23 protein-coding genes are annotated in these 26,297 nt (G+C 68.7%); 6 read left to right on the top strand and 17 right to left on the bottom strand.

Annotation, left to right across the window (positions count from 1 at the left end; all coding sequences use genetic code 11):
• The first annotated feature begins 37 nt into the window (after window positions 1-37).
• Window positions 38-601 carry a nitroreductase family protein gene (locus BLP83_RS01340; RefSeq protein ID WP_091237915.1) on the top strand — a complete coding sequence of 188 codons (564 nt, stop codon included), beginning with the start codon at window positions 38-40 and terminating at the stop codon, window positions 599-601.
• Window positions 589-1,497 (top strand): 5'-3' exonuclease, encoded by a 909-nt coding sequence (locus tag BLP83_RS01335; protein ID WP_091237914.1) that lies wholly within the window; start codon window positions 589-591, stop codon window positions 1,495-1,497. Before BLP83_RS01340 ends, BLP83_RS01335 begins: the two co-directional genes overlap by 13 nt.
• A 133-nt stretch (window positions 1,498-1,630) precedes the next feature.
• Here the strand turns inward: BLP83_RS01335 and BLP83_RS01330 are convergent, their stop codons facing one another.
• Entirely contained in the window at window positions 1,631-3,025 is a 1,395-nt protein-coding gene (locus BLP83_RS01330; RefSeq protein ID WP_091237912.1) for an SMP-30/gluconolactonase/LRE family protein, read from the bottom strand.
• A 146-nt stretch (window positions 3,026-3,171) separates the two neighbouring features.
• Here BLP83_RS01330 and BLP83_RS01325 point away from each other — a divergent pair, with 146 nt between their 5' ends.
• Complete coding sequence (locus BLP83_RS01325) at window positions 3,172-3,729, top strand: NUDIX hydrolase (protein WP_091237910.1); 558 nt, start codon at window positions 3,172-3,174, stop codon at window positions 3,727-3,729.
• Window positions 3,730-3,805: 76 nt separating this feature from the next.
• On the opposite strand, the gene BLP83_RS01320 is transcribed toward BLP83_RS01325, so the two are convergent.
• The 5 genes from BLP83_RS01320 to BLP83_RS01300 all read right to left on the bottom strand — a co-directional run bounded on the left by BLP83_RS01320 (window position 3,806) and on the right by BLP83_RS01300 (window position 9,119).
• Window positions 3,806-4,195 carry a CrcB family protein gene (locus BLP83_RS01320; RefSeq protein WP_245679926.1) on the bottom strand — a complete coding sequence of 130 codons (390 nt, stop codon included), beginning with the start codon at window positions 4,193-4,195 and terminating at the stop codon, window positions 3,806-3,808.
• Window positions 4,192-5,529: a replication-associated recombination protein A gene (locus tag BLP83_RS01315; RefSeq protein WP_091237907.1), complete on the bottom strand. Its 1,338-nt coding sequence runs from the start codon at window positions 5,527-5,529 to the stop codon at window positions 4,192-4,194. Before BLP83_RS01315 ends, BLP83_RS01320 begins: the two co-directional genes overlap by 4 nt.
• A gap of 130 nt (window positions 5,530-5,659) precedes the next feature.
• Entirely contained in the window at window positions 5,660-6,943 is a 1,284-nt protein-coding gene (locus BLP83_RS01310) for a dicarboxylate/amino acid:cation symporter (RefSeq protein WP_091237905.1), read from the bottom strand.
• A gap of 177 nt (window positions 6,944-7,120) precedes the next feature.
• Window positions 7,121-7,567 carry a CopD family protein gene (locus BLP83_RS01305; RefSeq protein WP_091237903.1) on the bottom strand — a complete coding sequence of 149 codons (447 nt, stop codon included), beginning with the start codon at window positions 7,565-7,567 and terminating at the stop codon, window positions 7,121-7,123.
• A 337-nt stretch (window positions 7,568-7,904) separates the two neighbouring features.
• Complete coding sequence (locus tag BLP83_RS01300; RefSeq protein WP_091237902.1) at window positions 7,905-9,119, bottom strand: hypothetical protein; 1,215 nt, start codon at window positions 9,117-9,119, stop codon at window positions 7,905-7,907.
• 286 nt (window positions 9,120-9,405) lie between these two features.
• Here BLP83_RS01300 and BLP83_RS01295 point away from each other — a divergent pair, with 286 nt between their 5' ends.
• Window positions 9,406-11,484, top strand: a complete 2,079-nt coding sequence (locus BLP83_RS01295) for an O-linked N-acetylglucosamine transferase family protein (protein WP_091237900.1) — start codon at window positions 9,406-9,408, stop codon at window positions 11,482-11,484.
• Between the two features lie 245 nt (window positions 11,485-11,729).
• Here BLP83_RS01295 and BLP83_RS01290 read toward each other — a convergent pair whose 3' ends face one another.
• The 9 genes from BLP83_RS01290 to BLP83_RS01250 form a co-directional block, all read right to left on the bottom strand.
• A complete protein-coding gene (locus tag BLP83_RS01290) occupies window positions 11,730-12,296 on the bottom strand; it encodes a GDYXXLXY domain-containing protein (RefSeq protein ID WP_091237899.1) in 567 nt (188 codons plus the stop codon).
• Window positions 12,293-13,270: a DUF4401 domain-containing protein gene (locus BLP83_RS01285; protein ID WP_091237897.1), complete on the bottom strand. Its 978-nt coding sequence runs from the start codon at window positions 13,268-13,270 to the stop codon at window positions 12,293-12,295. The genes BLP83_RS01290 and BLP83_RS01285 overlap by 4 nt, the downstream gene beginning before the upstream one ends.
• Window positions 13,260-14,279, bottom strand: a complete 1,020-nt coding sequence (locus tag BLP83_RS01280; protein ID WP_091237895.1) for a DUF2157 domain-containing protein — start codon at window positions 14,277-14,279, stop codon at window positions 13,260-13,262. The genes BLP83_RS01285 and BLP83_RS01280 overlap by 11 nt, the downstream gene beginning before the upstream one ends.
• A 236-nt stretch (window positions 14,280-14,515) precedes the next feature.
• On the bottom strand, window positions 14,516-15,694 hold the full coding sequence (locus BLP83_RS01275; RefSeq protein ID WP_091237894.1) for an FAD-dependent oxidoreductase: 1,179 nt from the start codon (window positions 15,692-15,694) through the stop codon (window positions 14,516-14,518).
• Window positions 15,691-16,932, bottom strand: coding sequence for a 2-octaprenyl-6-methoxyphenyl hydroxylase (gene ubiH, locus BLP83_RS01270; RefSeq protein ID WP_091237891.1), 1,242 nt, complete (start codon window positions 16,930-16,932; stop codon window positions 15,691-15,693). The genes BLP83_RS01275 and ubiH overlap by 4 nt, the downstream gene beginning before the upstream one ends.
• Window positions 16,933-17,230: 298 nt before the next feature.
• Window positions 17,231-18,100 (bottom strand): prepilin peptidase, encoded by an 870-nt coding sequence (locus BLP83_RS01265; RefSeq protein ID WP_425388953.1) that lies wholly within the window; start codon window positions 18,098-18,100, stop codon window positions 17,231-17,233.
• Between the two features lie 6 nt (window positions 18,101-18,106).
• On the bottom strand, window positions 18,107-19,375 hold the full coding sequence (locus BLP83_RS01260) for a type II secretion system F family protein (protein WP_091237889.1): 1,269 nt from the start codon (window positions 19,373-19,375) through the stop codon (window positions 18,107-18,109).
• A 3-nt stretch (window positions 19,376-19,378) separates the two neighbouring features.
• Window positions 19,379-21,103 (bottom strand): type IV-A pilus assembly ATPase PilB, encoded by a 1,725-nt coding sequence (pilB, locus tag BLP83_RS01255; protein ID WP_091237887.1) that lies wholly within the window; start codon window positions 21,101-21,103, stop codon window positions 19,379-19,381.
• Window positions 21,104-21,281: 178 nt separating this feature from the next.
• Window positions 21,282-21,704 (bottom strand): pilin, encoded by a 423-nt coding sequence (locus BLP83_RS01250; RefSeq protein ID WP_091237884.1) that lies wholly within the window; start codon window positions 21,702-21,704, stop codon window positions 21,282-21,284.
• A 462-nt stretch (window positions 21,705-22,166) separates the two neighbouring features.
• On the opposite strand from BLP83_RS01250, the gene BLP83_RS01245 reads away from it, so the two are divergent.
• Together BLP83_RS01245 and BLP83_RS01240 are read left to right on the top strand one after the other, a co-directional pair.
• The gene (locus BLP83_RS01245; protein ID WP_143006512.1) at window positions 22,167-22,802 is read left to right on the top strand and encodes a class I SAM-dependent methyltransferase; all 636 of its coding nucleotides are present in this window, start codon (window positions 22,167-22,169) and stop codon (window positions 22,800-22,802) included.
• Window positions 22,789-24,687, top strand: a complete 1,899-nt coding sequence (locus BLP83_RS01240) for a sulfatase-like hydrolase/transferase (RefSeq protein ID WP_091237878.1) — start codon at window positions 22,789-22,791, stop codon at window positions 24,685-24,687. Before BLP83_RS01245 ends, BLP83_RS01240 begins: the two co-directional genes overlap by 14 nt.
• 68 nt (window positions 24,688-24,755) lie before the next feature.
• On the opposite strand, the gene BLP83_RS01235 is transcribed toward BLP83_RS01240, so the two are convergent.
• A complete protein-coding gene (locus BLP83_RS01235; protein ID WP_091237875.1) occupies window positions 24,756-25,682 on the bottom strand; it encodes a hypothetical protein in 927 nt (308 codons plus the stop codon).
• A gap of 178 nt (window positions 25,683-25,860) precedes the next feature.
• Window positions 25,861-26,259, bottom strand: coding sequence for a type IV pilin protein (locus BLP83_RS19190; RefSeq protein ID WP_091237874.1), 399 nt, complete (start codon window positions 26,257-26,259; stop codon window positions 25,861-25,863).
• Window positions 26,260-26,297 lie beyond the last annotated feature (38 nt).

Genomic DNA, 26,297 nt, shown 5'->3' with positions numbered 1-26,297 from the left:
TTTGTCACCCTCCCATTGCCATTCCGGAATCGCAACCATGCTATCGCTCACGCTCGATCAGCGGCGATCGACGCCCTCCCGCCTGCTCGCCGAACCCGCTCCAAGTCCGGAGCAGCTGGCCGAACTGCTGCGCATCGCCTCACGCGTGCCTGACCATGGCGCGCTGGCGCCCTGGCGCTTCCTGAGCCTGCGCGGCGACGCGCGGATCCGACTGGGCGAGGCGCTGGCGGAGCGCGCGCAGGCCCTGAACCCGGACATCGAGGCCGCGGCCCTGGACAAGGAGCGCAAGCGCTTCGTCCAGGCGCCGCTGGTGATCGTGGTCATCGGCTGCTACCAGCAGCCGCACAAGATCCCCCTGGTCGAACAGCAGCTCAGCGTCGGCTGCGTCTGCTTCAGTCTGCTGCAGGTGGCACAAGCGGCGGGCTTCGGTGCGCAGTGGCTGACCGGCTGGGCGGCGTACGACCCGGTGATCCGCACACGCCTGGGCATCGCCGACAGCGAGGCCGTGGTGGGCTTCGTGCACATCGGCACCGCCGCGGGCGCCATCCCGGAGCGGCCACGGCCAGAGCCCCTGGCGCGGCTGACGGAATGGACCGGTTGAACGCCGCACCCGTCCTGCTGGTGGATGCCAGCCTCTACGTGTTTCGCGCCTGGCATTCGATCCCGGACGAATTCACTGATGTCGAGGGACGACCGGTCAACGCCGTGCAGGGCTTCCTGCGCTTCCTGCTGGAGCTGCTGGAGAGGCAGAAGCCGGAGCGCATCGCCGTCGCCTTCGACGAATCGCTGGAAACCTCGTTCCGCAATCGGCTGTATCCGGCCTACAAGGCGAACCGCGAACCGGCACCGGAGTCCCTCAGGCACCAGTTCCGCCAGTGCATGGCGCTGTGCGAGGCACTCGGCCTGTGCACGCTGGCCGATCAGGAGTTCGAGGCTGACGATCTGATCGGCAGCCTTCTCGCAGGCCTGCACGGCGTCGGCCTGTCCGGCCTGATCGTTTCCGCCGACAAGGATCTGTCCCAGCTGCTGCGCGAAGGCGACAGCCAGTGGGACTATGCCCGCGACCTGCGCTGGGACGCCTCGGGCGTACGCGAGCGCTATGGGGTGCATGCCACGCAGATCCCGGACTTCCTCGGTCTCGCCGGCGATGCGGTGGACAACATCCCCGGCGTGCCCGGCGTGGGCGCCAAGACCGCCGCGGCCCTGCTCGATCACTTCGGCAGCCTCGATGCCCTGCTGGATCGACTGGCCGAGCTGCCCTACCTGCGCCTACGCGGGGCCGCAGCCCACGCCCAGCGCATCGCCGCCCATCGCGACATGGCCCTGCTCTGCCGCGAGCTGGCGACAATCCGCCGCGATATCGACGTCGGCGAGGCCGCATCCCGCTGCCAGCGCCAGGCTCCCGACCGCGCCCGCCTCGAGGTTCTCGCCGAGAGCCTGCGTCTGGGCCCGATGACCCGACGACGACTCTCAGCCGTCGCCGACGCACAGCGCTGAAACAAGGCCAGCCGCAAGACACCCACGGTCGCGCGCTGGCGCACTTGCCCCCAACGCTGCCGCAGGCAGGCGTGATCACTCGGCGCGCCGCGAGCTCGACCTATCGAGGCCGCGGCGAGGGTCACGGGACTCCTCAGCGGGCGATTCTGGAGGGCTGCGTCTCGACGCGCTCCATCGCGAAGTCGGCCTTGAGGCGGTAGATGCGCGCCCCTTGCAGGCGCTCGCGGCTGCGCGGCAGGCCGAAGCGGTCGTACTGGTTGCGCTGGCTGTTGCCGATCACGAACACCTCTGCGTCCTTGCCGAGCGCGGCGCCCACCTGCAGCGGCAGGGCCTGCTGGTTGGCCTCGAGCGGATGGCCGAGCATGATCTGCCGCCCGTCGTCGGACATCTTCAGGCGCATGATCCGATTCGGCGGCAGCTCGTTCTGGACAATGATCAGATGGTTGTTCCACCAGGCCATGGCTTCGATGCTGGCCAGGGTCAGCTTGGGCGGCACCGGCACATCAAAGGGCTTGCCCGTGGCCAGATCTACGCCGAACAGGCCGCGCTGGACATCGTTGAAATAGAGGATCTTGGAGTCGCCAGAGACCGCCAAGGCGCGCAGGCTGCTGAGGTGCGGAGCCTGCAGCAGGCGCCGGAAGCTGTCGTCGCGGACCTGGTAGATGACGTTGTTGACGGCGTCGGCGGCGTACACGCTGCCATCCGGCGCCACGGTGATCGTCGACAGGACGAAGCCCTGGCCCGGTACGGAAGGCGAGAGGAAACTCTTCACGAACTTGCCGCTGGCCAGCTCGAATTTGAAGATGCCCGCCTTGCCGAGGTCTTGTTCGGCGTTGTAGCCCTTGAAGTGCGGCACTGCAGTGGAGGCGACCCACAGCACTCCCCGCTCAGCGTCAACCGCCACCCCCAGCACGCCCCACATGCCATTGGACTCGTCTGCCTGGGCCAACAGCTTGAGGCTGCCGTCGGCCTCCACCATGTAGACCTTGCCCTCGCGCACGCTGCCGACCAGCAGCTGGCCGCGGCTCGCGTCGTAGGCGAGGCTTTCGATCAGCAGGTCCTCGCGCGGCAGGGTGTAGGCGACTTCGCCTTCACCGAAGCTGTCGCGATTGCTCCGGAAGCCCTGCACGATGTACTTCCAGACCTCGGTGGTGCTGACCTTCTGGAAGCGTTCATCCTTCTCGATTTCGTGCGCGAAACCCGCCGCCTGCAGTTCAAGCAGCGTGTTGTAGGCCTCCGACTTCATGTCCTGGAGGGCGTAAGCCGCAGCCAGCTCGTAGCGCATCGCGCCCACATGTGGGCGCAGTGCCGCAAGCCGCTTCCAGACCAGCGTTTCCTTCGCGACCTCACCGGCCTCACGCAGTTGACCGGCCAACTGCAGCAGGCTGTCCACGTCCTCGACGCCGGCCAGCGCCTGCTCCAACTGCTCTGGCGTTTCCAGAGCCTTGCCCTGGACGCCGGGATCTTGGGCTCCGGCAGCGAGGGGCAGGCACAGCAGGGCGGCGAGCAGGTAGCGCTTCAGGGGCATGGGGGACTTCCGGGAAGGGGGCGGGGGAACGGCGCGCTTCGACCATCGGATACCGCGGGGGTTCCCGCAGACGGACGCAGGCTGCGGTCCTCGGCCGAGGGCGCGCGACTGGCTAAGATGGCGCGCATTCTAGCCAAGGTCGCCCCATGAAGCCCGAACCCGCGGAGAGCGCTGTCGAGACCCTGCACGAAGCCCGCTTCCTGCGCCTGTGCCGGCGCGGCCGCTGGGAATACGCCGAGCGCACCAACGCCGGCAGTGCCGTGATCGTGGTGGCGCTGACGCCGGACGATCGCATCCTGTTCGTCGAGCAATTTCGCGAACCGATCCAGCAGCGCAGCATCGAAATGCCCGCGGGGCTGGTCGGAGATGTCGACGGCGAGGAATCGATCGAACTGGCCGCCCAGCGCGAACTGGAAGAAGAAACGGGCTGGCGCGCCGAGCGCGTGGAGTTCCTGATGATGGGCCCCTCGTCCTCGGGCATGAGCACCGAGCAGATCGCTTTCGTGCGTGCACACGGCCTGGTCCGGGTCGGCAGCGGTGGCGGCGACAGCACCGAGAACATCACCGTGCACGAAGTGCCGCGCGCGCAGGCACCGGCTTGGCTGGATGCCAGGCGACGAGAGGGCTACTCCATCGATCCCAAGCTGTACGCGGGTCTGTACTTCGTCGAGCGCAATCCTGACGGTCAGCCGCACGGCGGCTGAGCGCGGTGGCTGGGCCCTCCTCCGCCCCAGGCTCCAGAAGGCTCAAGCGGGAAACACGAGCGGTAGCCCACCGAGTTCAGCCGCGCAGCCCCTGCCCCAGCAGCCAGCCCCCAAGCAGGGCGGCAAAGCCGATGACGAGGGTGAGCGCGAGATAGAGCAGCGCCAGCCCCGGCCGCTCCAGCTCGCGCCACAACAGCAGGCAATCCACCATCAACGCGGAGTAGGTGGTGAGCCCGCCCAGCAGGCCGGTCATCAGCAAGGGGCGCAGCCAAGGAGCGGCCTCGGGCTTCTGCACCCAGACCAGCAGCAGGCCGGCGCCGAAGCTGCCGAGCAGGTTGACCGCGAAGGTGCCCCACGGAAAGCCACTGCCCAGCTGGCGCAGCAGCCACGTCCCCAGCAGGAAGCGCGCGCCGGCCCCTAGCGCGCCGCCGGCCATGACCAGCCCGAGGCTGCTCCAGAGGCTCACTCGCCACCGCCCTCGCCGCGCGCCTGCGCGCGCGCTGTACGCAAGGCGTCGAGCTTGTCCTTCAGCTTGAGCTCAAGCCCGCGCGCCACCGGACGGTAGTACACCTGTTCGCCGAGCGCGTCGGGAAAGCCGGTCTGATCCAGCGCCACGCCGCCCTCGACATCGTGGTCGTACTGGTACTGCTCGCCATAGCCCAGCGACTTCATCAGCTTCGTCGGCGCATTGCGCAGATGCAGGGGCACCTCTTGGGTGCCGGAGGCACGCACCTCGGCGGCCGCGGCTTTGTAGGCGACGTAGCCGGCGTTGCTCTTGGCGGTGCTGGCCATGTACAGCGTGACCTGGGCGAGCGCCAGCTCGCCCTCGGGGCTGCCCAGACGCTCGAAGGTATCCCAGGCGTCCAGCGCCATCTGCTGCGCGCGCGGGTCGGCAAGGCCGATGTCCTCGATGCTCATGCGCAGCAGGCGACGGGCGAGGTAGCTCGGATCGCAGCCGCCGTCCAGCATGCGGCACAGCCAGTACAGCGCGGCATCCGGGTTGGAGCTGCGCACGCACTTGTGCAGGGCCGAGATCTGGTCATAGAACTGCTCACCGCCCTTGTCGAAGCGGCGCGTGCGGTCGGCCAGCACCTGGGTGAGCGTGGCTTCGCTGATCTCACCGCCCTCGCCTTCCGCGAGTTCCGCCGCAATTTCCAAAAGCGTGAGCGCGCGCCGCACGTCGCCATCGGCAGCTTCGGCGATCAGCTGCAGATTCTCCGCTGACGCCTGCAGGCCGCGACGGCCCAGGCCGCGCTCGGCGTCCACCAGCGCCCTGTTCAGCGCCTGCACGATCTCGGCCGGCGCCACGCCTTCGAGCACATGCACGCGGCAGCGCGAAAGCAGGGCCGAGTTCAGCTCGAAGCTGGGGTTCTCGGTGGTGGCGCCAACGAACAGGATGTAGCCGCGCTCGATGTGCGGCAGAAAGGCGTCCTGCTGGGCCTTGTTGAAGCGGTGCACCTCGTCGACGAACAGCAGGGTGCGCTCGCCGGCCTTGAAGCGCGCTTCGGCTTCGGCCAGCACCTTGCGGACTTCGGGCAAGCCCGACAGCACCGCCGACACCGATTCGAAGCGCGCGTCGGCATAGCGCGCCAGCAGCAGGGCCAGGGTGGTCTTGCCGCAGCCGGGCGGACCCCACAGCACCATCGAGTGCAGGCGCCCACTCTCGACGGCACGCCGAAACGCACTGCCTTGGGCCAGCAGGCGCGACTGCCCGACCACCTCTTCCAGCGCGCGCGGACGCATGCGCTCGGCCAGCGGCTTGAGCGCTTCAGGTTCGGCGAAGAGTCCGGGCTGGGTCATGGGACGGGCAGTTTAGCGGGCACGCCTGCTTCACACCCCTCCCGCCGCGGCGGAAAAGGCGGAACCGCCCCGGCACCCGAAGCCGCGCTTCGACCATCGCCTTTCAAGGCCGCTGTTCCACCGCGGTTGCTCAGAGCCGCTCTTCGACCGCCACACCTTCGAACTCCGCCGGCGCCACTGCCCGCTCGTACTGCTCGACATCCAGCATGCCGGTCTCGCGCGCCACCAGCACCGGCACCAGCATCTGCCCGGTGACATTGGTCATGGTGCGAACCATGTCGATCACGCGGTCGATGGCGATGATGAAAGCCAGGCCTTCGAGCGGCAGGTTGGCCGCGCTCATCACCAGGGTCACCATCACCGTCGCCGTGCCCGGCACGCCGGCGGTGCCGAAGCTGCCCAGCACCGAGGCCAGCAGGATGATGAAGTACTGCGAGGCCGACAGATCGATGCCGAAATACTGCGCGGTGAACAGGCAGGTCACGGCAGGAAAGATCGCGCCGCAGCCATCCATCTTGATGCTCGCACCCAGCGGCACCGCAAACGCCGCGTAGTCGCGATTGACGCCCAGGTTGGCGCTGACCGAGCGCAGCGAGGCCGGCATCGAAGCGAAGCTCGACGAGGTCGCGAAGGCGATCTGCATGGCGCCGGCGGCACCGCGGAAGAAGCGCAGCGGGTTCAGCCCGTGCGCGGCAAGCAGGCCGCCGTAAACGAACACGATGTGGATCGCACAAGCGACAAACAGCGCGATGACATAGTTGCCCAGCGGCAGCAGGCGCTCGAAGCCATAGGTGCCCACGAGGCCCGCGATCAGACCGAAGGTGCCGATCGGGGTGACCTGCAGGACGAAGCGCGTCACCTGGATCATCAGCTCGCTGGCCTCGTTGGCCAAGAGCCGCAGCCGCTCGGTCTTCTCGCCCAGCTTGACCAGGGCGAAGCCGACCAGTCCGGCGAAGAAGATCACCTGCAGGATCTTGCCCTCGGCCAGCGCCATGAAGGGATTGGCGGGCACCACATCGAGCAGCACCTGCACCGGCGTCGGCAGCTCGCGTGGCTTCCAGTCCGCCGCGGGCGTCAGCGGCTCAAGCCCCGAGCCCGGCTGCATCAGCGTGGCCACGATCAGACCCACGCCGACCGCCAGCGCCGCGGTGATCGCGAACCACACGAAGGTGCGCGCCGACAGCGCCGCCACACTGCCCTGCCCGTGCAGTCGCCCGATCGCCGAGACCACAGCGAAGAACACCAGCGGGGTGGCGATCATCTTGATCAGGGTGACGTAGAGCGAGCCCAGCGGCGCGAACCAGGTCGTCGCCGTCGGCCCCAACAGCCAGCCCGCCAGCGCGCCGATCACGAAGCCACCGGCGACACGCTGCCAGAAGGGAATGCGGAACCAGGTGTCGATCAGTCGGGACATGCGTGGGTCTCAGTGGGTGCCACGTTCATTGCCCCCCTCCCAGCGGGAGAGGGCTTGGGTTGAGGGGCCGTTCGAAGCGCGCAAGCCTCACCTGCGAAGACTCCGGCCCACGGTCTCACTGTGCTTTCGAGTTCCACGAACAGAGATGTCGGCGCCCTGCCGGCACCCAAGGCCTGCTCAAAACGGCTTCGCAATCACCAACCAGATCGCGCCCAGCGCCAGGAAGATCGGCAGCTCGTTGAACCAGCGCAGCGCCTTCGAGCTCGGCAGGGTGCCGCCTGATTGCACGCGTTTCAGCAAGCGCGCGGTGACGATGTAGTAGGCGAACAGCAGGGCAACGAGGGTGAGCTTGACGTGCATCCAGCCGCCCGCCACCACCCGCGGCCACCAGCTCGGATCGATGCGGTAACCCATCCAAAGCAGCAGACCAAGCACGAGCAGCAGGCCGAACATCACATGCCCGAAGCGATAGAGCCGACGCCCCATCAGCAGCAGGCGCTCGCGCACCACGGCTTGATCGCCGGCCTCGGCGAGGTTCACCAGGATCCGCGGCAGATAGAACACCGCCGCCATCCAGGCGATGACGAACAGCAGGTGCAGGGACTTGGTCCAGGTGTAGATCACGACGAAACATCCGCGTGTTGGAGAGGCCGCATAGGGTGGGCCCTGGCCCACCGCAGCTCAAGCCTGCCGGAAGTCGAAGCGCCGTCATCACGGGGCGTGCATGTACGTGTCTCGCGGCCCGCTGCCGAGCTGGTCGGGAAGCGAGGCGTGACAGTCGATCACGGCTGCATCAAGGGCGCATGCCTGCACGCGCATCAACGCGGTGCGCGCGCATGGATCGGGCAGTTCGGGCCCGTGGCGAGCGTCGATGCCATGGTGGGCCAGGGCCCACCCTATGCGCGCAACGCGCGAGCACGCCCTCGCGAATCCCGAATCTCGAATCCCCAATCCCGGCTCCTCACCTGAACCGTTCGCGCAGCTGCGACTCCAGCAGGCTCACAGATTCGTAGGCGTTCACCACGTTGATGACCTCGGTCATGCTCGCCTTCGCCTGCTTCGCGATCTCGTGCAGCGGCTGCAGATCGCGCAGCATCGCGGTGGAGACGCGGAAGGCCGCGGGGTAGTCGCGGGCCAGCTCGATGGGGCGCTCGAGGCGGAAACGACCGGCAGGATCGAGCTGGGTCGAAAGCTTGCCGTTCGAGGTGAGGTAGCGCACCTGCCAGCGCAGACGGATCCACGGCTTGGCCGGCGCGCGGGCACGCACGGCGGCCAACTCGGCGCTGGTGAGTTGGGCGAAGGACGCGCGCGGCAGCTCCTGCAGGCAGTACAGCTCCAGCGCCGGCAGCTCCGCGTCGGAGTGGTAGCTCTGGGTCACCGGATCGAGTACCAGCCAGGGCAGGCCCGGCAGCTCGATTCGCTCGGGCGCGCCGAGCAGGGGCTGGGTGAGGTACTCGATCAAGGGAAAACGACGCAGGTCCTGCGTGCTCACGCGGCGCAGGCTGGGGTCGATGTCGGGCGCGACCTCGCTCTCGCGCTTGCCGAGACGCTCGGCCTTCTCGTCGATGCGCGCGTGCGTGCGCAGCGTCGGCCCCTCGGTGAACTCGATGCCCGTGCCCTCGCCGATCCGATGCGGCACCAGCGCCTCGGCGGTATTGGCCAAGGGGTCCCGCTTGAACAGTCCCTCGACATCATGGGCGCCGAAGCCGCGGACGATCTCCGGCAGCTGGATGCTCGGCAGGCCGTCATCGCGAACCGGCGTCGGCTCCTCGCCAAGGTCGAGGTCGAAGAAGTTCTCACCCTGGCTGAGCACCTTCATCACCGGCTCCGCAGCCGCAACCGCGGGCGCCGGCGCCGGCGCCGGAGCGCACAGCAGGTTCACCATGCGGACGATCGCATCGAGCTTCAGCGGTCGGCGCAGGGCCCAGTCCGCGCCGTCCTCGGTGCCGAGGTCGACGATGCAGATGTAGGGCCGCTCGGCCTGCTGGGCGATCTCGCGCGCGGCGCGGCCCAGTTCGGTCTCCGGGTCGAGCAGCACGAGATCGGGTGGCTCCGATTCGGAGAACTTCCAGCGCGATTTGAAGCGCGCGGCGCCCATGCGGAAAAGCAGCCGCAGGCGCGCGACTTCCTCTTCGCCGCAGCCCACGGTGTCAATGATCTTCTCGCCGTTCTGCATGGAGTGCTCTGCAAATCCCGTCAGTCTCGCCTTCGAACCCGGCCGCGCTGGCAGCTTGTTGAAACACTCCCTTCCGGGGAGTGTCCCAAGTCAGCGGTCCGACGCGGGTCCGCACCACCTCACGACACATCAATCGCTTGCGCGCTTGCTTCGTCGTCCCGGCCATTCCTGGCCGGGCTACCAGGCTGTTCTTCCACAGCCTGCTGGGCTCGCCCCTCGCGGCCGCGGCGCCCGACTTTCCTACAATGCCCCGATGAAGCCAAGCGCCAACGCCCCGACTCCCGAAATGCTCCTGAGCCGCGCACACGCGGAGTTTGCCGCCGGCGCGGACTCCGCCGCCCTCGCGACGGCCAGCGCCGCGCTGGCGCTGCGTCCCGCCTGGCCGCCGGCCCTGCTGCTGCAGGCCAATGCGGGCTTGCGATCGGGTGCGCTCGACACCGCCATCGCCGCCCTGCAGATGCTGTGCCAGAGCGCCGCACCTTCCCCACCCCTGCTCAACGCGCTGGCGACGGCGCTCAACAATCGCGGCAGCCGCAGTCGGAGAACGGGCGACGAGGCTGCTGCCCTTGGCGACTTCGAGGCCGCGCTTTCCTGCGCGCCCACGCATGCACTGGCCGGGTTCAACCGCGCGCTCTGCCTGCTGGCGCTGGGTCGCAGCGAGGACGCCGAGCGCGCGCTGCGCCAGCACCTCGCCGCCCATCCGCAGGATCTCGAGGCGCAGCTCGAACTCTGTCTTCTGCAGCCCGAGTCGGCCACGCGCACCGCCGCGATCGGCGAGCTGCTCGCACGTCCCGGCGCCCGCGAGCTTCCGGCCGAGCTGCGGCTGCGCGCCGAGCGCGCCGGCCCCAGCCCCGAACGCGCGCTGGGGCCCCTGCTCGAACTGGACGAAGAAGCACGTCGGCCTTGGGCCTGGCCACTGGGCGAGCAACTGCGTGGACTCAACCACGCCGAGGCCGCGCGCCGCGCCTATGCGGCGGCGGCCGCGCGCGCCGAGACCCCGCTGCGGGAGCGCCTCGCCGCCGCCCTCGCCGGGCCGATGGTCTACACCGACGCCGCACAGCTGCGGGCCGAGCGCCTGCGCCAGCGCGAAGCGCTGCAGACCCTGGCGGGCGCGCTGCAGGACGCCCCCGCGCGTGGGCAGACCCTCGATGACCTGGCCTGGAGCCATTTCCCCTTGGCCTACATGGGCGAGGACGACACGGCGCTGATGCGCGAGCTGGGCCGCTTGATGCAGAACGCCGCGCAGGCCGTGCTGCCGCAGTTCGCCGAAGCACCGGCCTGCGCCTACCCCAGGCGTGTCGTGCTGGTCGGCAGCGTGTTCCGCGACTGCACGGCCGGCGCCTACTTCGGCGGCTGGATCGACTGGCTGCGCGCGGCCGGCTTCGAGGTCGTGCTCTACCAGCTCGGCCCGCGCCGCGATGCCGAGACCGGGCGCATGGGCGCCGCTGCCAGCCGCTTCCACTTCATCGAAGAGGCCACGCCGCTCAATTCCCTGGCCGAACGACTGCACGCGGAAAGCGCCGGCCTGATCCTCTACCCCGAACTGGGCATGGATTCGCGCCTGTATCCGCTGGCGGCGCTCAGGCTGGCGCGACGCCAAGCCATGGCCTGGGGACATCCGGTCACCTCGGGCCTGCGCAGTCTCGACGCCTACCTCAGCTGTGCGGAGATGGAGCCCGCCGACGCCGCTGCGCACTACCTCGAGCCGCTGCGCCTGCTGCCGGGCCTGGGCGTGGACTACCGACGCCCGCCATTGCCGCCGGCCGCCGCCCGCGCCGATCTCGGCCTGCCTGAACGCGGCCCCCTGCTGCTGGCGCCGCAGTCGCTGTTCAAACTGCATCCGGACAACGATGCGCTGTATGCCGAACTGATGCGGCGCCTGCCCGAGGCGCAGCTGCTGTTCTTCAACGACCGCCCCGCCTGGCAGGAAGCGCTCTCGCAGCGGCTGCAACATGCGGGCATCGATTCTGCACGCCTGCACTGGCTGCCCACCGGCAGCCGCGCCCGCTACCTGCAGATCAACGCCGCCTGCGACCTGATGCTGGACAGCCGCCACTTCTCCGGCGGCAATGCCAGCCTCGACGCCCTGCAGGCCGGCCTGCCGGTGCTGACTTCCCCAGGCCGCTTCATGCGCGGCCGCCAGACCGCCGCCATGCTCGCCCGCATCGGCCTGCGAGAGCGTCTGAGCGTGGACGACCCCGCCCAACTCGCCGACCGCGCCGTCGAACTGATCGAATCCGGCGAGGCGCAGGCCCTGCGAGATTCGATCCGCGGACGCCTGCCCGACCTGTTCGATTCGGAGTCAGCCCGCGGTGCCTTTGTCGAGCACATCCAGAACCTCAGCGAGGCCCGCGTCTCCGCCTAGAGCAGCACTGATCAAGTCCATCCCGGCCTTGATCAGTCATCGCGAGTCCGCCGCAGGTCCGGACTCGCTTTCGCTGGATCAAGCACTTACGTGCTCGATCCGCGGGCGCGCCCTCCGTGGCGCGCGACAACGCTGAATTCTTCAGCCTTGCTCCAGGCCCGCGACGGCCCATGGAACTCAGGCCCACGCTGTCCCGGCTGGCATCGATCAGCCTGCGGCTTCCGTCGATGCGGGGCTGAGTTGCGCTAGAGGCGTTTGCCCTCGGCATCGGCCAGCCCCACCAGCACCGTCTCGCCGCTGTGCGGGTCCACGCGAAACACGCCGAAGCGCGCGTCGCGGTAGCGTTCCGCCTCGCCCTCCTCGAAGAAGAAGGCGTTGGTGCCCAGCCACACGCGGCCCTGACGCAGGCGGTAGCGCAGGCTGAGTTCGGGGCTGGGGTTGCCCCAGTCGAGTTCGACCACGCCGGCCGCATCGACCCTGACTGGCGCACGTCCGAAACCGCCCTCGTGCACCGCGGCGGCATCGGCCGAAACCCAGCCCTGCAGGCGCGCGTTCTCGATCTGCTCGGCGAGACCGAAGCGCAGGGCCATGTAGTCGCCCTGCATCAGCGAGCGCGGGTCGATCGGCGCCAGCGGCACCCGCACCTCGCGGCCCTGGGCGACGATCCAGGCCTTGCCCGCCCAGGCCCAGTTGAGTGCGCCCAGCACCAGCGCCGCGGCGAGCAGGGTCCAAGCGCGCGCCCAGAGCTGCTCGCGCGGGGCCGCGGCTCCTGGCGACGCGTGCCCCACCCTCGTGTCCGGCACGGTATTCATTCGCGCCCCTCGCGCAGTCGGTATGCAAGGCCGAGCAGCACCGCACCCATCGTCATCAGCAGCAGTGACTTCGCCAGCAGGCTCACGCCCAGCGCGAAGTAGAAGCCCGCCACGTGCACCAGCAGGCCCAGCAGACAGGCGCCGAGCAGCAGACGCGGACGCTGCTGGAAGGCCACCGCCGCAGCGGCGCCGGCCGCGAGCAGGGACAGCAGCGGCCACAGCGCCAGCCAGTCGCGACTGCCGTCGCTCTCGCGCAGCAGCAGGCCACCAAAGGGGTCGGACAGGGGCGTGGCGAAGGCCAAGGCAAGGATCACGCCGACCAGGGCGGCACGCAGCGGTTCGGCCCAGGGCGTGGCCATCCAGCGCGATTCGCTGCGCGCGATCCACACGACCGCCAGCAGCATCGGCCCCCAACAGAGCAGCCAGACCAGCAGGGCCGTCGCCAGCGAGGGCGGCGCCTCCGCGCGCCAGTAGAGCCAGGGCTCACCCAGCAGACTCCAGCGCAGGGCCATCACCCAGGCGATGCAGGCCGCCAGTGCGTTGAGCACGCGCGCGGCCGGCCGCGAAGCGACCAGGGTGAGCGCGACGAACAGCAGGGCGCTGGCGAACAGGGTCGGCTCGGCGCGATCGAGCGCGCTGCCCAGCGCCGCCACCGCCGCGCATTCGGCGGCCACCAGCAGGGACAGCCCCAGTTGCCAGGGAAACACGCCAAGCCCCTCCACCCGCAGCAGCAGGAGCCCGGGCACACCCCACAGCAGGGCCAACGGCAGCAGCGACCCGGTGCCGCTGACGTTCCACACCAGCACGGTCACCAGCATCAGCAGCAGGCCGGAGACCCAGGCGGCAGCGCCGAGCATCAGGCCGAGGTACCAGACCGGGGCGGGCGCAGGCGCGGGCGCTTCGCCGCTGGCGTATCCGCGCTCCAGCAGCCAGCGCCACAGCGTTTCGCGCGCCCGGGAGAGCTCAGCTGTCATCGCGCTCCCCCTCCCAGCGCCGCGCCAGCGGCAGCAGCAGCACGCCGGCCAGCGCCGATGCGACCAGCACCCACAGCGGCAGCAGGAGCAGGGCGACCCCGTCGCCGCCGTCGGGCATCAGCCGGATCAGCAGCGCAAGCCCGAGCAGCACGCCGCTGGCGGCCAGCGCCACCGGCCCCAGCGCCTCGCGCCGGGTGCGAAAGCAGAACCCCGCAACCAGCACGGCAGCGCACAGGTAGCCCGCGACTACGACCAGCGTCTCGCGACTGTCGATGATGGCCACGCAGGCGGCCAGGGTGCCGTAGCCCAGCCCCACCACCAGCAGCAGGCGGCGCAGCCAGCGCGGCAGCAACGCGCCGATGCGCGGATCCTGCGGCGCCCGCCACTCGGCCAGCACCCACAGCAGCAGGTTCGGCAGCATCGCGACCAGCATGCGCAGGGCCCAGCTGCGTTCGCCGAAGCCCAGCAGCAGCCACAGCGGATGCTGGCCCGGCACCACGCCGCAGAACAGCGCCAGCGCGGTATTGCCGACCAGCAGCCAGGCGGCTGTCACGGGCGCCCAGCGCGCGGCGAACACGAAAGGCAGCCCGAGCAGGGCCCAGAGCGCGAACAGCTCGTAGAGGTTGGCGCCGGTCTGGAAGGTCTGCCCGAACAGGGCGAACAGCGCACCAGTGCCGATGAAACCCAGCAGCAGCGCGGCGCGCCCGACAGGCTGCGGCGGCGGCTGCCACAGCGCCGTCGCAATCGACAGCGCGAACAGCCCCTGCAGCAGCCACAGCCGACCGCCCGCTGACAGCAGGGGCCAGTTGGCGGCGATGAAGAACACCGCACCGAAGCCGATCGACAGCACGCCCGCGGTGCGCGCAAAGCGCCGCAGCGCCACGCGCCATTCCTCGGCCGAGGGCCGCGCGCCTGCCTCGGCCAACAGCTGCGCGCTCTGCTCGGCGTCGAGCTGCGCGGCGCGCGCCAGCGCATCGAGCGCGCTGCGTGACACGGCGGGTCGCGCCATGGGCACTCCGGTGGACGTTTCGCCGCAGTGTGTTGGCGCCGCAACCGGCGAAGCAAGACGCAGCCGACGAAGGGCGCGCGCGGGGGGCGGCCGGGGAACGCCAGCGGGCGCAGCCGCGTGCGCCACTCAAGCTCCCGCCTGCGCCGAGAGCAGCCCACGAAAGAAACCCCAGGCGCGAAGCATCAGCCTCCGCGCCGGCAGACCCGGCTCTGCGTGCGCGGCAGCGCTACCTTGCGTTACTGCGCGCTCGCCCGCCGCACCCACAGCCGCCGCAGCGGCGCGATCGCGCCAGCGAGGCCGAGGGCGTGTCCGCGCAGCAAGGTGGGCAGCAGGGCCTCGTTCGAGAACAGCCGGTTCAAGCCATCGAAGCCGTACGCGGCCAGCGCGTTCTCGCTGCGGCGACGACGCGCGTAGCGCTCGAGCAGGCGCGGCGCATGCAGGGGCTGGCCGCGCTGCAGGGCCTCTTCCGACAAGGCCAGCAATTCGCGCGCATCTTGCAGGCCGAGGTTCACCCCCTGCCCGGCCAGCGGATGCACCGCATGCGCCGCATCACCGGCCAGCAGCAGCGGGCCTTGGCGATAGCGCTGGGCCAGCTGCAGGCGGAGCGGGAACAGCACACGTTCCGAGGCCAGCCGCATCGCGCCGAGCTGGGCATCGAAGGCACGGGTGAGCTCACGCTCGAAGGCCTCTGCGTCAAGCCCGCGCAGGCGCTCCGCCTCAGCCGTGGGCAGGCTCCAGACGATCGACACCCGCTCGTTCGCACAGGGCAGCACCGCCAGCGGCCCGGTGGGCAGGAAGCGCTGCCAGGCGGTCTGCTGATGCGGCTGTGCGGTGCGCAGATAGGCGACCAGACCGCTCTGCCCGTAGTCGTGGCCGCGCGTTTCGATGCCGGCCAGCGCGCGCAGCGGCGAGTGCGCGCCGTCGGCGGCGATCACGAGCGGCGCGCGCAGGCTGGCGTCTTCAAGATCGAGTACGGCGATGCCGTCTTCGTCGGCATGGCCCTGCACGCGGCCCATGCGCAGATCGACACCGGCGGGGCGCAGCGCCTGCCACAGCTGGTGCTGGATCAGACCGGCCTCGACGATGTGGCCGAGCTCGCGCAGTCCCGACTCTTCAGCATCGAGATGCAGGGGCGCGCCGCCGCCGGCATCCCAGACGTGCATGGCGCGGTAGGGCTGCACGCGCGCGCCCGCGATGCCCTGCCACACGCCCAGCGCGTCCAGCAGCGCCCGCGAACCCGGCGCAATGGCATAGACACGCAGGTCGGGCGAGTCCTCGGCCCGCCACTCGGGTGGCTCGCGCGCTTCGACCAGGGCCACGCGCCGGCCCTGCTGCGCCAGGCCCAGGGCGATCGCAGCACCCACGATGCCGGCGCCGACCACGATGGCCTCATGCCCTGCCCGCGCGCGGCTCATGCGCGCCTCCGCAGCTGGTCCAGGGCCGCCAGCGCCGAGGGCTCCGCGCCCATGGCGCCACGCACCAGCGGACGCGCGAGATCGGAGAAGTGATCGCAGGCCGCAAGGCCCAGGCCCCGCAGCCAGCGCACCGGTGCTGCGGTATGCGCGAACAGCCGGGCCAGCCCATCGCTGAAGTCGATGGTGCCGGCGCGGTCGGATGCACGACGCCGCGTGTACTCGTCCAGCCGGGCCGGGCTGCCGGCGTCGGACTCGCTGCCGTCCAGCAGCAGGCCGGCGAGGGTCAGCGCATCGCGCAGGCCGAGGTTGAAACCCTGCGCGCCGATCGGGTGCAGGGTTTGCGCGGCATTGCCGACCACCACGCAGCGCGGCCCGTGCAGGGCATTGGCGGTGACCAGGCGCATGGCGTAGGCGCTGCGCCTGCCCACCCGACGCAGGCGCCCCAGCTTCCAGCCGAAGCGCTGCTGCAGCAGGGTGAGATAGCCGGCCTCGTCGAGCGCCTGCACGGCATCCGCTTGCGCGCTCGGCACGGTGAGGACACTGCCGAGTCGCGTGCCGGCCAGCGGCAGCATCGCCACCGGCCCCTCGGCGGTGAAGCGCTCGTAGGCGATGCCGCCGTGCGGGCGGTCGGCCTCGACCACGCTGACGAACAGGGTCTGGCCGTAATCGCTGTGCGTCGAGCCGAGACCCAGCGACTCGCGCAGGGCCGAGTCGGTGCCCTCGGCGATCACCAGGAGGCGCGTGCTCAAGCGCTCGCCGCTGTCGAGCTCGACCTGCATGTGCCCATCGACGCGGCGCGCCTGCAGCACCCGCGCCGGCGCGCGGTGCAGCAGTCCGCGGCACTCGGCCAGACGCCGCTGCAGGGCCTGGCCCAGCTCGCGCGCCACCACCACGCCGCCAAAGGCGTCGACGCCGTGCGCAGCGGCATCGAGCCGCACGCGGCCGAAGTCACCGGCGCTGCTGACGTGTACGCCGCAGATCGGCACCGGCGGGCTGTGCAGATGCGCCAGCACGCCCAGCGCATCGAGCGCATCCAGGCTGAGCCGGTTGAGCGCGAGGTTGCGCTCGTCGAAGCTCGGCGGCTGCTCGCGCTGCGCCGCGCTGGCCTCGACCAGGGCCACGCGCAGGGCGCTGCGGTCCAGCGCGCAGGCGAGGCTGCTGCCGACCAGGCCGCCGCCGACGATGAGCACATCCAGCGGCGGCGCGGCCGACGCTGCGGAATCAGGGGGCGTATGCATGGGCCTAGTTTAGAGGCTGGCCGGTGGCGGGACCGTGGCGATGGAACGCGCGCGCTTGGGCAGTGACGCGAGGCCGCGCTGAAAGTTGCCAGAACATCAGCGCTCGAAGGCTTTGCTCCCCTCTCCCCTTGCGGGAAGCGAAGCGGGGTGCTTATCGGCTGCCGGTAGCAGCCGATCACCCGCGGAGCCGAAGCGAAGGCAGGTTGGGGAGAGGGGTAGAAAGCTTGCGACGAGCCCCGCCCCTCGCGCACGAGGGACGAGGGGACGCCAAGGATGGTTTGGATCGTACAGCCGTCGCTCAGTGAGCGAGGCCGGAATAGCGCAGATAGGCGCCGAGGATCTGCTCGCCCCACAGGAACTGGATCCAGCCTGCAGCGGCGAGGTAGGGCCCATAGGGAATCGGCGTGGCCCTGTCGCGGCCCTTGATCGCCAGCCAGACGCTGCCGAACACCGCGCCGACCACGGCTGACATCAGCACGATCGGCAGGATGCCGCTGAGCCCACACCAGGCGCCGAGGGCGGCGAGCAGCTTGAAGTCGCCGTAGCCCATGCCCTCCTTGCCGGTGAGCAGCTTGAAGCCCCAGTAGACCGTCCACAGCGCGAGGTAGCCCACCACCGCGCCATAGATGGCCTGGTCCATGCCCAGGAACAGGTTCTGGGTGCTGGCGAGCAGGCCGATCCACAGCAGCGGCAGGGTCAGGCTGTCGGGCAGCAGGGTGGTGCGCGCGTCGATGCCGCTCATCGCGATCAGCAGGGCGGTGAACACCAGCCCCGCCAGGGCCGGAGCGCCCACACCGAGCTGCCAGACCACCGCGGCGAACGCGAGCCCAGTGAGCAGTTCGACGAGCGGGTACTGCAGGCTGATCGCGGTGCCGCAGCCGGCGCAGCGGCCGCGCAGGGCCAGCCAGCTCAGCAGAGGAATGTTGTGCCAGGGCTTGAGGGCGAAGCCACACTTCGGACAGTGCGAGCCGCGCAGCACGATGCCCGGTGGCTCGGGTTCGTTGCCGGGCGGCAGCTCAAGAGTCTCGCGGCAGTCGCGCTTCCACTGCCACTCCATGCGCGCCGGCAGGCGCAGGATGACCACGTTGAGGAAGCTGCCGACCAGCAGGCCGAGCAGGCCGGCGCTGGCGATGGCCAGCGCCGGGGTGGCGATGAGGGCGTCGAGCACGAGCGGTCAGATCGCCGCGGCCATCTTGAAGATGGGCAGGTACATGCCGATCACCATGCTGCCCACCAGCACGCCGATGATCACCATCACAAAGGGCTCGAGCATGCTGCTCAGCGAATCGACCGCGTCGTTGACCTCGCGCTCGTAGAACTCGGCGATCTTGAACAGCATGGTGTCGAGCGCACCCGACTCTTCGCCAATCGCGGTCATCTGCACCACCATGTGCGGGAACAGGTTGACCTGGCGCATGGCGATGTTGAGCTGGTAGCCCACCGAGACGTCCTGACGGATGCGGTTCACCGCCTCGGTATAGACGATGTTGCCGGTGGCGCCGGCCACGGTGTCCATGGCCTCGACCAGGGGCACGCCGGCCTTGAAGGTGGTGGCGAGCGTGCGCGCGAAGCGCGCGATGGCCGAGTTGTGCATGATCTGGCCCACCACCGGCACCTTCAGCAGCATCCGGTCCATGAACCTGGCCACGGCAAACGAGCGCTTGCGGGCCTGCAGCAGGCCGACGATGCTGCCCGCGCCGACCAGCAGCATCAACCACCAGTAGGCGATCATGAAGTCGGAGGCGTCCACCAGCATCTGGGTGAAGGCCGGCAGGTCGGCGCCGAAGTTCTGGAAAACGCTCTGGAACTGCGGCACCACGAAGATCAGCAGCACCGCCGACACCAGGATCGCCACCGCGATCACGATGGTCGGGTAGAGCAGGGCCTTCTTGATCTTCGACTTCAGCGCCTCGGTGTTTTCCTTGTAGCTGGCGATGGTGTCGAGCACGGTATCGAGCACACCGGCGCCCTCGCCGGCCCGCACCAGGTTCTGGTAGAGCTCGTCGAACTGGTTCGGGTGCTTGCTCAGCGCCTCGTGCAGGGTGCTGCCGCTTTCGATGCTGGACTTGATGTCGTCCAGCATGTCTTTCATCTTCGGGTTCTTCTGCCCGCCGGCGATGATCTCGAAGCTCTGCACCAGCGGCACGCCCGACTTCATCATGGTCGCGATCTGGCGGCTGAAGATCGCGATGTCCCTGGCGGTGATGGTCGAGCCCGTCGAGCCGAACAGGGGCTTGCCCTTGGGCTTGACCACGCCGGGGGTGATGCCCTGGCGGCGCAGCTCGGCCTTCAGCAGGTTGGCGTTCTTGGCGAGCTGCTCGCCCTTCATGACCTGGCCGCGCTTGTCCTTGCCGGTCCAGACAAAGGGCTGCAGCTCATTGCCCTGGCGCTTGGGCAAGGGCTTGGCGGCGGGGCGCGCGGCGGTCTTGGTGGCTACGGCCATGGCTTAGTCCTTGGTGACGCGGTTGATTTCGGCAAGGCTGGTGATGCCGTTGCGGGCTTTGAGCAGGGCCGACTTGCGCAGGTCATTGATGCCCGAGCGTTCGGCGGCCTCGGCGATCTGCATGGCATTGCCGCCCTGCAGGATGATGGCCTGGATCTCTTCGGTCAGCGGCATCACCTGGTAGATGCCGGTGCGGCCCTTGTAGCCCTCGTTGCACTCGTCGCAGCCCACCGCCTCGTAGAGGTTCATGCCGGCAGCGATATCGGCCTCGGAGAAGCCTTCGGCCAAGAGCGCCGGCTTGGGCAGCTCGATGCGGCGCTTGCAGTCGTGCAGGCGGCGGGCCAGACGCTGGGCGATGACGAGGGTCACCGAACTGATGATGTTGTAGGGCGCGATGCCCATGTTCATCAGGCGGCTGACCGTCTGCGGGGCGTCGTTGGTGTGCAGGGTGCTCAGCACCATGTGGCCGGTCTGCGCGGCCTTGACGGCGATCTCGGCGGTTTCCAGGTCGCGGATCTCGCCGACCATGATCACGTCCGGGTCTTGCCGCAGAAAGCTGCGCAGGGCGGCGGCGAAGGTCATGCCGCGCTTGTTGTTCTGCTGCACCTGGTTGATGCCGGGCACGCGGATCTCGACCGGGTCCTCGACCGTGCTGATGTTGCGGCCTTCGGTGTTGAGGATGTTGAGCGCGGTGTACAGCGACACCGTCTTGCCCGAGCCGGTGGGGCCGGTGACCAGCACCATGCCGTAGGGCTTTTCGATAGCGTCGAGAAAAAGCTTCTTCTGGTCGTCCTCGTAGCCCAGCTTGTCGATGCCCAGCTTGGCGGCCGAGCCGTCGAGGATACGCAGCACGATCTTCTCGCCGAACAGGGTCGGGCAGGTGCTGACGCGGAAGTCCATCGACTTGGTCTTGCTCAGGTTGAGCTTGATGCGGCCGTCCTGCGGCACGCGTCTTTCGGCGATATCGAGAGCGGACATCACCTTCAAGCGCGAGGAGATGCGCGGGCTCAACTTGACCGGCGGCTTGGCCACGGTTTTCAGAATGCCGTCCATGCGGAAGCGCACGCGGTATTCGGTTTCATAGGGCTCGAAGTGGATGTCAGAGGCGCCGCGCTTGATCGCATCGACCAGCATCTTGTTGACGAAGCGCACCACCGGGGTGTCGTCGCCGCGGGCGTCGACGCCACCGGCCGCATCGCCGTCTTCGCTGGTATCGCCTAGCTCGAGGTTTTCGAGGCCCTCGTCTTCCTCCAAGCCACCGACCGTGGCCTCGGCCGCGTTGAGCGCGTTTTCGATGGCCTTGTCGAGCTGATCGGCGGCCACCAGGATCGGCTCCACCACCAGATTGGCGGCGAACTTGATCTCATCGAGGCCACGGGTATTGGTGGGGTCGGCGATGCCGACGAACAGGCGGTTGCCGCGCTTGAACAGCGGCAGGGCCTTGTGGCCGGTGATCAGCTTCTCTTCAATCAGCTTGACAGGCATCTGCCCCGCGTCCATCGCCGAGACGTCGATCAGCGGCATGCCAAACTCGATCGACTGCGCCTGGGCGATGTGGGTGCCGCTGACCAGGCCACGGCTCATCAGCCACTGGGTGATCGGGGTCTTGTCCTTGGCGGAGTCTTCCAGCGCCTTGCGGGCATCGGCCTCGCCCAGATGGCCGTCCTGCACCAGCCGGCGCGCAAGGCCGGTGATGCCCACCAGGTTGACCGTGGCTGGACCGTTCATGGGTTGGGGCTCCGCGAGTGCGCTGTCAATCTGAACAGCACTTTACCGCATGTTTCTCAAGGACTGCAGCGCTTTTGCCCCGGCCTCGACTCGGGACCGCGATGATTGTCACGAAATGCAACGCAAAACAAAGGGGCCCCGAGGGGCCCCTTTGAGCATCACAGCGAAACCATACCGATTACGGGGCCTGACGGCACTCGGCCGGCACGTAGCGGAAGTTGTCCGCCGGGGCCGTGCCGCAGCGCCAGTTGATGGTGGCGCCGCTGGAGCTGAAGGTCGGGGTGTAGGTCAGAACCACGCCATTCGCGTCCCCGGTGCCAGTGACGGTGATGACGCCACCCGCGCAGGCGGAGGAGGCCGTGTTGCGGGTCGGAACGGTCACCAGGGTGACGCCGGTGCAGGCCGTCGCGAAGTTACCGTTCGAGTTGGCGATGTTCTCGGAGATGGTGGCCTTCATGCCCGAAGCGACGACGGCGAGTTCGCCGACGCGGCTGCGGATGGTGTAGTCCTGGTAGGCCGGCAGGGCGATGGCGGCCAGAATGCCGATGATGGCGATGACGATCATCAGCTCGATCAGGGTGAAACCGGACTGCTTCTTCATGGTGTGTCTCCCGGGATACGTGTTGGGGTTTGTTGACATTCACACCACGCGGGACTGGCGGCTTCGCCTGACTCCCTGGCCCTTCGAGCCAGTGCAACGCGGTGTGCAGGCATGGTCTAGCAGCAAGCGTGCCAAGTGTGCGAAGCCGCCTGCAGTTTGAGCAGAAGGCTTGCACAGCAAGCGTTTCCGCAGACAGCTGCGCACTTGGCTGAGCCGCCAAAGCGTCGGCGGCACAACCATTGTGGGCGGCATCACGGGCACGGCCGCTGCCGCCCGAGGCAAGTTCGAGCGCGGGGCGATAAGTGACATTTCGCGTCACCTGCCCCTATCGCCGCTGCATGCGATGGATCGCCTTGCGCAACAGCGGCGCTATTGCGAGCAGCGCCGCGAATCGGGAGACTCCGGCCCCTTCGCCCGCCACCACCCGCCGAGGCGGGTTGGCCCTTGCAGGAAGAATCCGGCGTGACTGATCTCAATCGTGAGGCTGTGCTCAAGGTCTACCGCGGCTATGCGCCGCTGTATGACCTGCTGTTCGGCCGCCTGCTGGAGGCCGGGCGGGCGGCCATGGCGGCGCATGTCCCTGCCGACGCGCAGCGGCTGCTTGAAGTCGGCGTCGGCACCGGGCTGGCGCTGCCGCGCTACCCGCGCAGCGCGCAAATCGTGGGCCTGGACCTGTCGCCGGACATGCTCGCACGGGCACGGGCGCGCGTGCGCGACGGCGGACTGCAGGACCACACGGGCCAGGCCCCCGCGCTGCTCTGCGCCGATGCCGAGCAATTGCCGTTCAAAGATGCGAGCTTCGACTGCATCACCCTGCCCTATGTGCTGTCGGTGACCCCGAACCCAGCACGCCTCTTGGCGGAACTGCGCCGGGTCTGCCGGACGGGCGGACGCGTGCTGATCCTCAACCATTTCAGCGGCGCCGGCGTCTGGGGCGGCGCGGAGCGCCTGCTGGCCGGGCTGGCGCACCGGGTGGGCTTCAATTCACGGCTGCCGATCAGTGTGCTCGACCAGCCGGGCTGGACGCTGGCGGCACTGCGCAGCGTCAACCTGCTGGGACTCTCGAAACTCGCGGTGCTCAGCCATGACCCCGCCTGAAGCGCGCAGCCAGGAGACGAGGGCAGCAGCGCTGCGCGGTGCCGTGCTCGAGCTGTGCCTGCTGCTGCTGCCTGCCCTGCTCTTCCTCGCCGCCTACCTGGGCGCCTTCCACGCGCCCTGGGCGGCCGCCCCTCGGCATCTGGCCATCATCCTGCCCGCCATCGCCAGCCTGATGCTGCTGCGGCCGGTTGCGATGGCTTGCCTGCCACGGCGTTTTGCGCGGCCTCTCATCGCGACGGTCTATGGCGCCTGGTTCCTGGGCTGGGGCCTGTACTACGGGACGGTGGTGATGGGCCTGCAGTCCTGGGGGCGCGTGGCCACCTGGCCGCTGATCGAGGTCTACCTTCTGCAGTGGCGCGATCTGCTCGCCGTGCTGGGCGTGCCGGTAGGCCTCGCCCTGTTGGCTGGCGCCTGCGTCTTCGCCGCCACCCTGGCCATCGGGTGGATGCTTGCGCGCCGCGAAGCCTGGGCCTTGGCGTTCCGTAGCGCGGTGCGCCCCGGTCTCGCGCTGTGCCTGCTGGCGCTGGCGGTGGCAATCAGCGCCTACCGCGCATTCGAGGTCAGAGATGCGCTGCACGTGGGCAGCCACGAGCCGCTGCTGCTGACCTTCCACCCTTGGGCGGGCTCGCCCAGCACCCAGACCAACCGCACCCAGGGTGCGCGAGTGATCGACGAGCGTGAGGCTGCGGCCGCCGCCGCCTATGTACCGGGCCAGCGAACCCACACCCGCCACGTGATCCTGATTGTCGGCGACGCGCTGCGCGCCGACCGCATGCACCTGTTCGGCAACCTCCGCAATACCACGCCGTGGTTGTCGGCCCTGCAGGCGGAGGGGCGCTTGCAGCTGGCCGCCCGGGCGCATGCGATGTGTGCGGAGTCCTTCTGTGGGCTGATGGCGCTGGCGCGCTCGAAGTATCTGCACGAGTTCTCGGCCCACAACCTGTCCCTGGGCCATGTGCTGCGCCGGCACGGCTATGCGGTCTATCTGATCCTGGGCGGCGACCACACCAACTTCTACGGTCTGGCCGAGGCGCTGGGCCCGGCCGATCTGTACTGGGACGGCCTGCAGTCTAGCGAGTACATGAACGACGACCGCGCGGTGCTTGCGCGCGCGCGCGAGCTGCCGCCTGCCGGCGACACGCCCGTGTTCATGCAGTTCCATCTGATGTCCTCGCATGGTTTGGGCAAGCGGCACGAGGAGTTCCAGCAGTTCTCGCCGATCGTGAACTACTACGTGCGCAACCGCCTGGCCGGCACGGCGCAGGAGCGGCAGGCCTGGGCCCGCAACTTCTACGACAACGGTCTGCTGCAGTTCGATCACACGGTGGCCGAACTGCTGGGCGTGCTGGAAGAGCGCGGCTATCTGCAGGACGCCGTGGTGGTGGTCACCGGCGACCACGGTGAACTGCTGGGCGAGCGCGGGCGCTACTCGCACGCCGACACCGTGCTGCAGGGGGTGCTGGATGTGCCCATCCTGCTGATGCGCCGCGGCTACGCGGGCGAGCCCATCGCCGAGCCGCGTCTTGCCGCACAGATCGACATCGCGCCGACAGTGCTGGCCGAGCTTGGCTTTCCCGTGCCGGAATCGTGGTCGGGCAGCGCCCTGCAGGACGGCGTGAACCGCGACTTCAGCTACTTCCAGCAGGGCCCGGACGTAGGATTGTTCGACCTGCGCGATCCGCTCGCCCTGTGGAAATACTGGCGCAACGTTCGCGACGGCAAGGAAGAGGCCTATCGCATCGACCTCGATCCCGGCGAGCAGAACAACCTGATTGACAGCGTGCCAGCTGAACATCGAAGGGTTTGGCTACGGGAGATACTCCGCGCAACCACGGCGGTAAGCGGGCTGCCATCGAGCGACATGCCTGAAGAATCAAACAAGTGAGCAATCGTCAACGAGTTCTCCACCGCCCCTACGTCCGAGGGGCATCCGGCGGGCGATTGCTTGCTGCACTAGTCTTCTGAAGCCGATATTTCTGACTTTCGGGTTGCTTGGCTAGGTTGTGCGGCGGTGCTTCGTTCATCGACCGAGCTCGGCGTGGTCGGAACAGTCGCTTGAATGGGGAGCGGGTTGACCGGGGGCAACGGCGCCGTCAGCACATTGACCGAGCCAGGCTGTGTCGACTCTTCCAGCGGCGCGATAGGCTGGGCAACCACCGGCAGGTATCGCAACGGCCTGGCGGTCGCGGGATCGAGCTCAAACAGCGCATTGCCGCGAATCGAGGCTGCTGCAAGAAAGCGTGCCTCAGTGTCAGAAGCGCGCTGGCGTTGCAACACGCGCAAGCCACCGATGTCCAGAAAACCAGCCAGATCGACAAGCGCACCGGGGCCGCGCGCGCGGCCTCGAAGGTAAGCCGATGAGTCCTCAAACGGCTGATAGAAGCGGGGCATCGTCGCTAACGTCTGGTGTTGCTTTCCGGACGCTTCGATCTCTTCGAATTCATCGTCTGTCGGACGCCGGAGACCGACCAGACGCGCACCAAACCACGGCAACGTGGTGTGGCCCGGCGAGCCTGCAGCAAGATCCTCATCTTCAATCTGATTGGCGAAAACAACCTCGAAGTATCCGAGGGCGCCAACGATAAATACGGGGCGGCTCGCCCAGACGGTCCACAGGCCCGCTGCGAGAAACAGCACCTGCAGCAGGCCGATCACGCCCAGATCGAACTTGAGGCTGGGCTTGCCGGGCTTGAACACGAGCAGGGTCAGCAGCGGCCCGGCGACGATATCGACCGCGGCGATGATCAGAAACAAGCGATCACCCTTCGCAAAGCCCAACAACTCGGGCGGGTACCACAGCGAGAACAGGCCGAAAGCGATCGAGCCGATCAGCACCGCGCTGATGAGCAGATGGACGAAGAAGGCACGCCAGCGATTCATGTTCGGACTCCTGTAGTGGCCAGGGCATGCAGCTGCAGAGTTCGGTGCGTTGCAGGTGCGCACGCTGGCGCAGGCTGGGGATGCACCCCGAAGACTTCAAGAGCGGAGCACGCAAAAGACGCAGCCCCCCGGTCTCGCGACCGAGGGGCTGCCTTGTGCCCGTGGAAGACCCGCTGGTTCAACGCCAGCAATCGGTGCCGGCGCTGTGGGTCTTCTGGCCGGCCTGATTGAGGCCAAGGTCGCCGCAGCGGTCGCTGGATTGACCGCCGATGGCGTTGGCGACGACATTGAACGTATTGCGGTTCGGCACGTTGATTACAAACGTGTAGGTGTCGGTATCGGTCGCGGAGCAACGCGCGTCGCCGCCCACGTAGGTGCCGTTCGCCGTGTTGAAGCGCTCCATGCACTGCGCAACCTCGTTCAACACGGCCTGCGCTGCCGCACGCCGCGAGGTGCGAACCTGCTCGTTGTAGGCCGGCAGGGCGATGGCGGCAAGGATGGCGACCATGGCCACCACCACGACCAGTTCCACCAAGGTGAATCCATGCGCGGGGACACGGTGCTGTTGGGATTTCATGGCATCGAACTCCTCGCGGATGCTCTGAGGTGAGAGGC

The sequence above is a fragment of the Aquimonas voraii genome (assembly GCF_900101825.1).
Taxonomy (GTDB): domain Bacteria; phylum Pseudomonadota; class Gammaproteobacteria; order Xanthomonadales; family Xanthomonadaceae; genus Aquimonas; species Aquimonas voraii.
Note: the sequence above shows the minus strand (reverse complement) of the source record. Positions and strands in the feature narration are given on the sequence as shown.

Coding starts and splice junctions, on each gene's coding strand:
- BLP83_RS01260 (WP_091237889.1), bottom strand. CDS start 19,375: ATGGCCGTAGCCACCAAGACCGCCGCGCGCCCCGCCGCCAAGCCCTTG.
- BLP83_RS01330 (WP_091237912.1), bottom strand. CDS start 3,025: ATGCCCCTGAAGCGCTACCTGCTCGCCGCCCTGCTGTGCCTGCCCCTC.
- pilB (WP_091237887.1), bottom strand. CDS start 21,103: ATGAACGGTCCAGCCACGGTCAACCTGGTGGGCATCACCGGCCTTGCG.
- BLP83_RS01250 (WP_091237884.1), bottom strand. CDS start 21,704: ATGAAGAAGCAGTCCGGTTTCACCCTGATCGAGCTGATGATCGTCATC.
- BLP83_RS01235 (WP_091237875.1), bottom strand. CDS start 25,682: ATGAATCGCTGGCGTGCCTTCTTCGTCCATCTGCTCATCAGCGCGGTG.
- BLP83_RS01340 (WP_091237915.1), top strand. CDS start 38: ATGCTATCGCTCACGCTCGATCAGCGGCGATCGACGCCCTCCCGCCTG.
- BLP83_RS01300 (WP_091237902.1), bottom strand. CDS start 9,119: ATGCAGAACGGCGAGAAGATCATTGACACCGTGGGCTGCGGCGAAGAG.
- BLP83_RS01325 (WP_091237910.1), top strand. CDS start 3,172: ATGAAGCCCGAACCCGCGGAGAGCGCTGTCGAGACCCTGCACGAAGCC.
- BLP83_RS01295 (WP_091237900.1), top strand. CDS start 9,406: ATGCTCCTGAGCCGCGCACACGCGGAGTTTGCCGCCGGCGCGGACTCC.
- BLP83_RS01240 (WP_091237878.1), top strand. CDS start 22,789: ATGACCCCGCCTGAAGCGCGCAGCCAGGAGACGAGGGCAGCAGCGCTG.
- ubiH (WP_091237891.1), bottom strand. CDS start 16,932: ATGCATACGCCCCCTGATTCCGCAGCGTCGGCCGCGCCGCCGCTGGAT.
- BLP83_RS01275 (WP_091237894.1), bottom strand. CDS start 15,694: ATGAGCCGCGCGCGGGCAGGGCATGAGGCCATCGTGGTCGGCGCCGGC.
- BLP83_RS01285 (WP_091237897.1), bottom strand. CDS start 13,270: ATGACAGCTGAGCTCTCCCGGGCGCGCGAAACGCTGTGGCGCTGGCTG.
- BLP83_RS01310 (WP_091237905.1), bottom strand. CDS start 6,943: ATGTCCCGACTGATCGACACCTGGTTCCGCATTCCCTTCTGGCAGCGT.
- BLP83_RS01335 (WP_091237914.1), top strand. CDS start 589: ATGGACCGGTTGAACGCCGCACCCGTCCTGCTGGTGGATGCCAGCCTC.
- BLP83_RS01280 (WP_091237895.1), bottom strand. CDS start 14,279: ATGGCGCGACCCGCCGTGTCACGCAGCGCGCTCGATGCGCTGGCGCGC.
- BLP83_RS19190 (WP_091237874.1), bottom strand. CDS start 26,259: ATGAAATCCCAACAGCACCGTGTCCCCGCGCATGGATTCACCTTGGTG.
- BLP83_RS01315 (WP_091237907.1), bottom strand. CDS start 5,529: ATGACCCAGCCCGGACTCTTCGCCGAACCTGAAGCGCTCAAGCCGCTG.
- BLP83_RS01290 (WP_091237899.1), bottom strand. CDS start 12,296: ATGAATACCGTGCCGGACACGAGGGTGGGGCACGCGTCGCCAGGAGCC.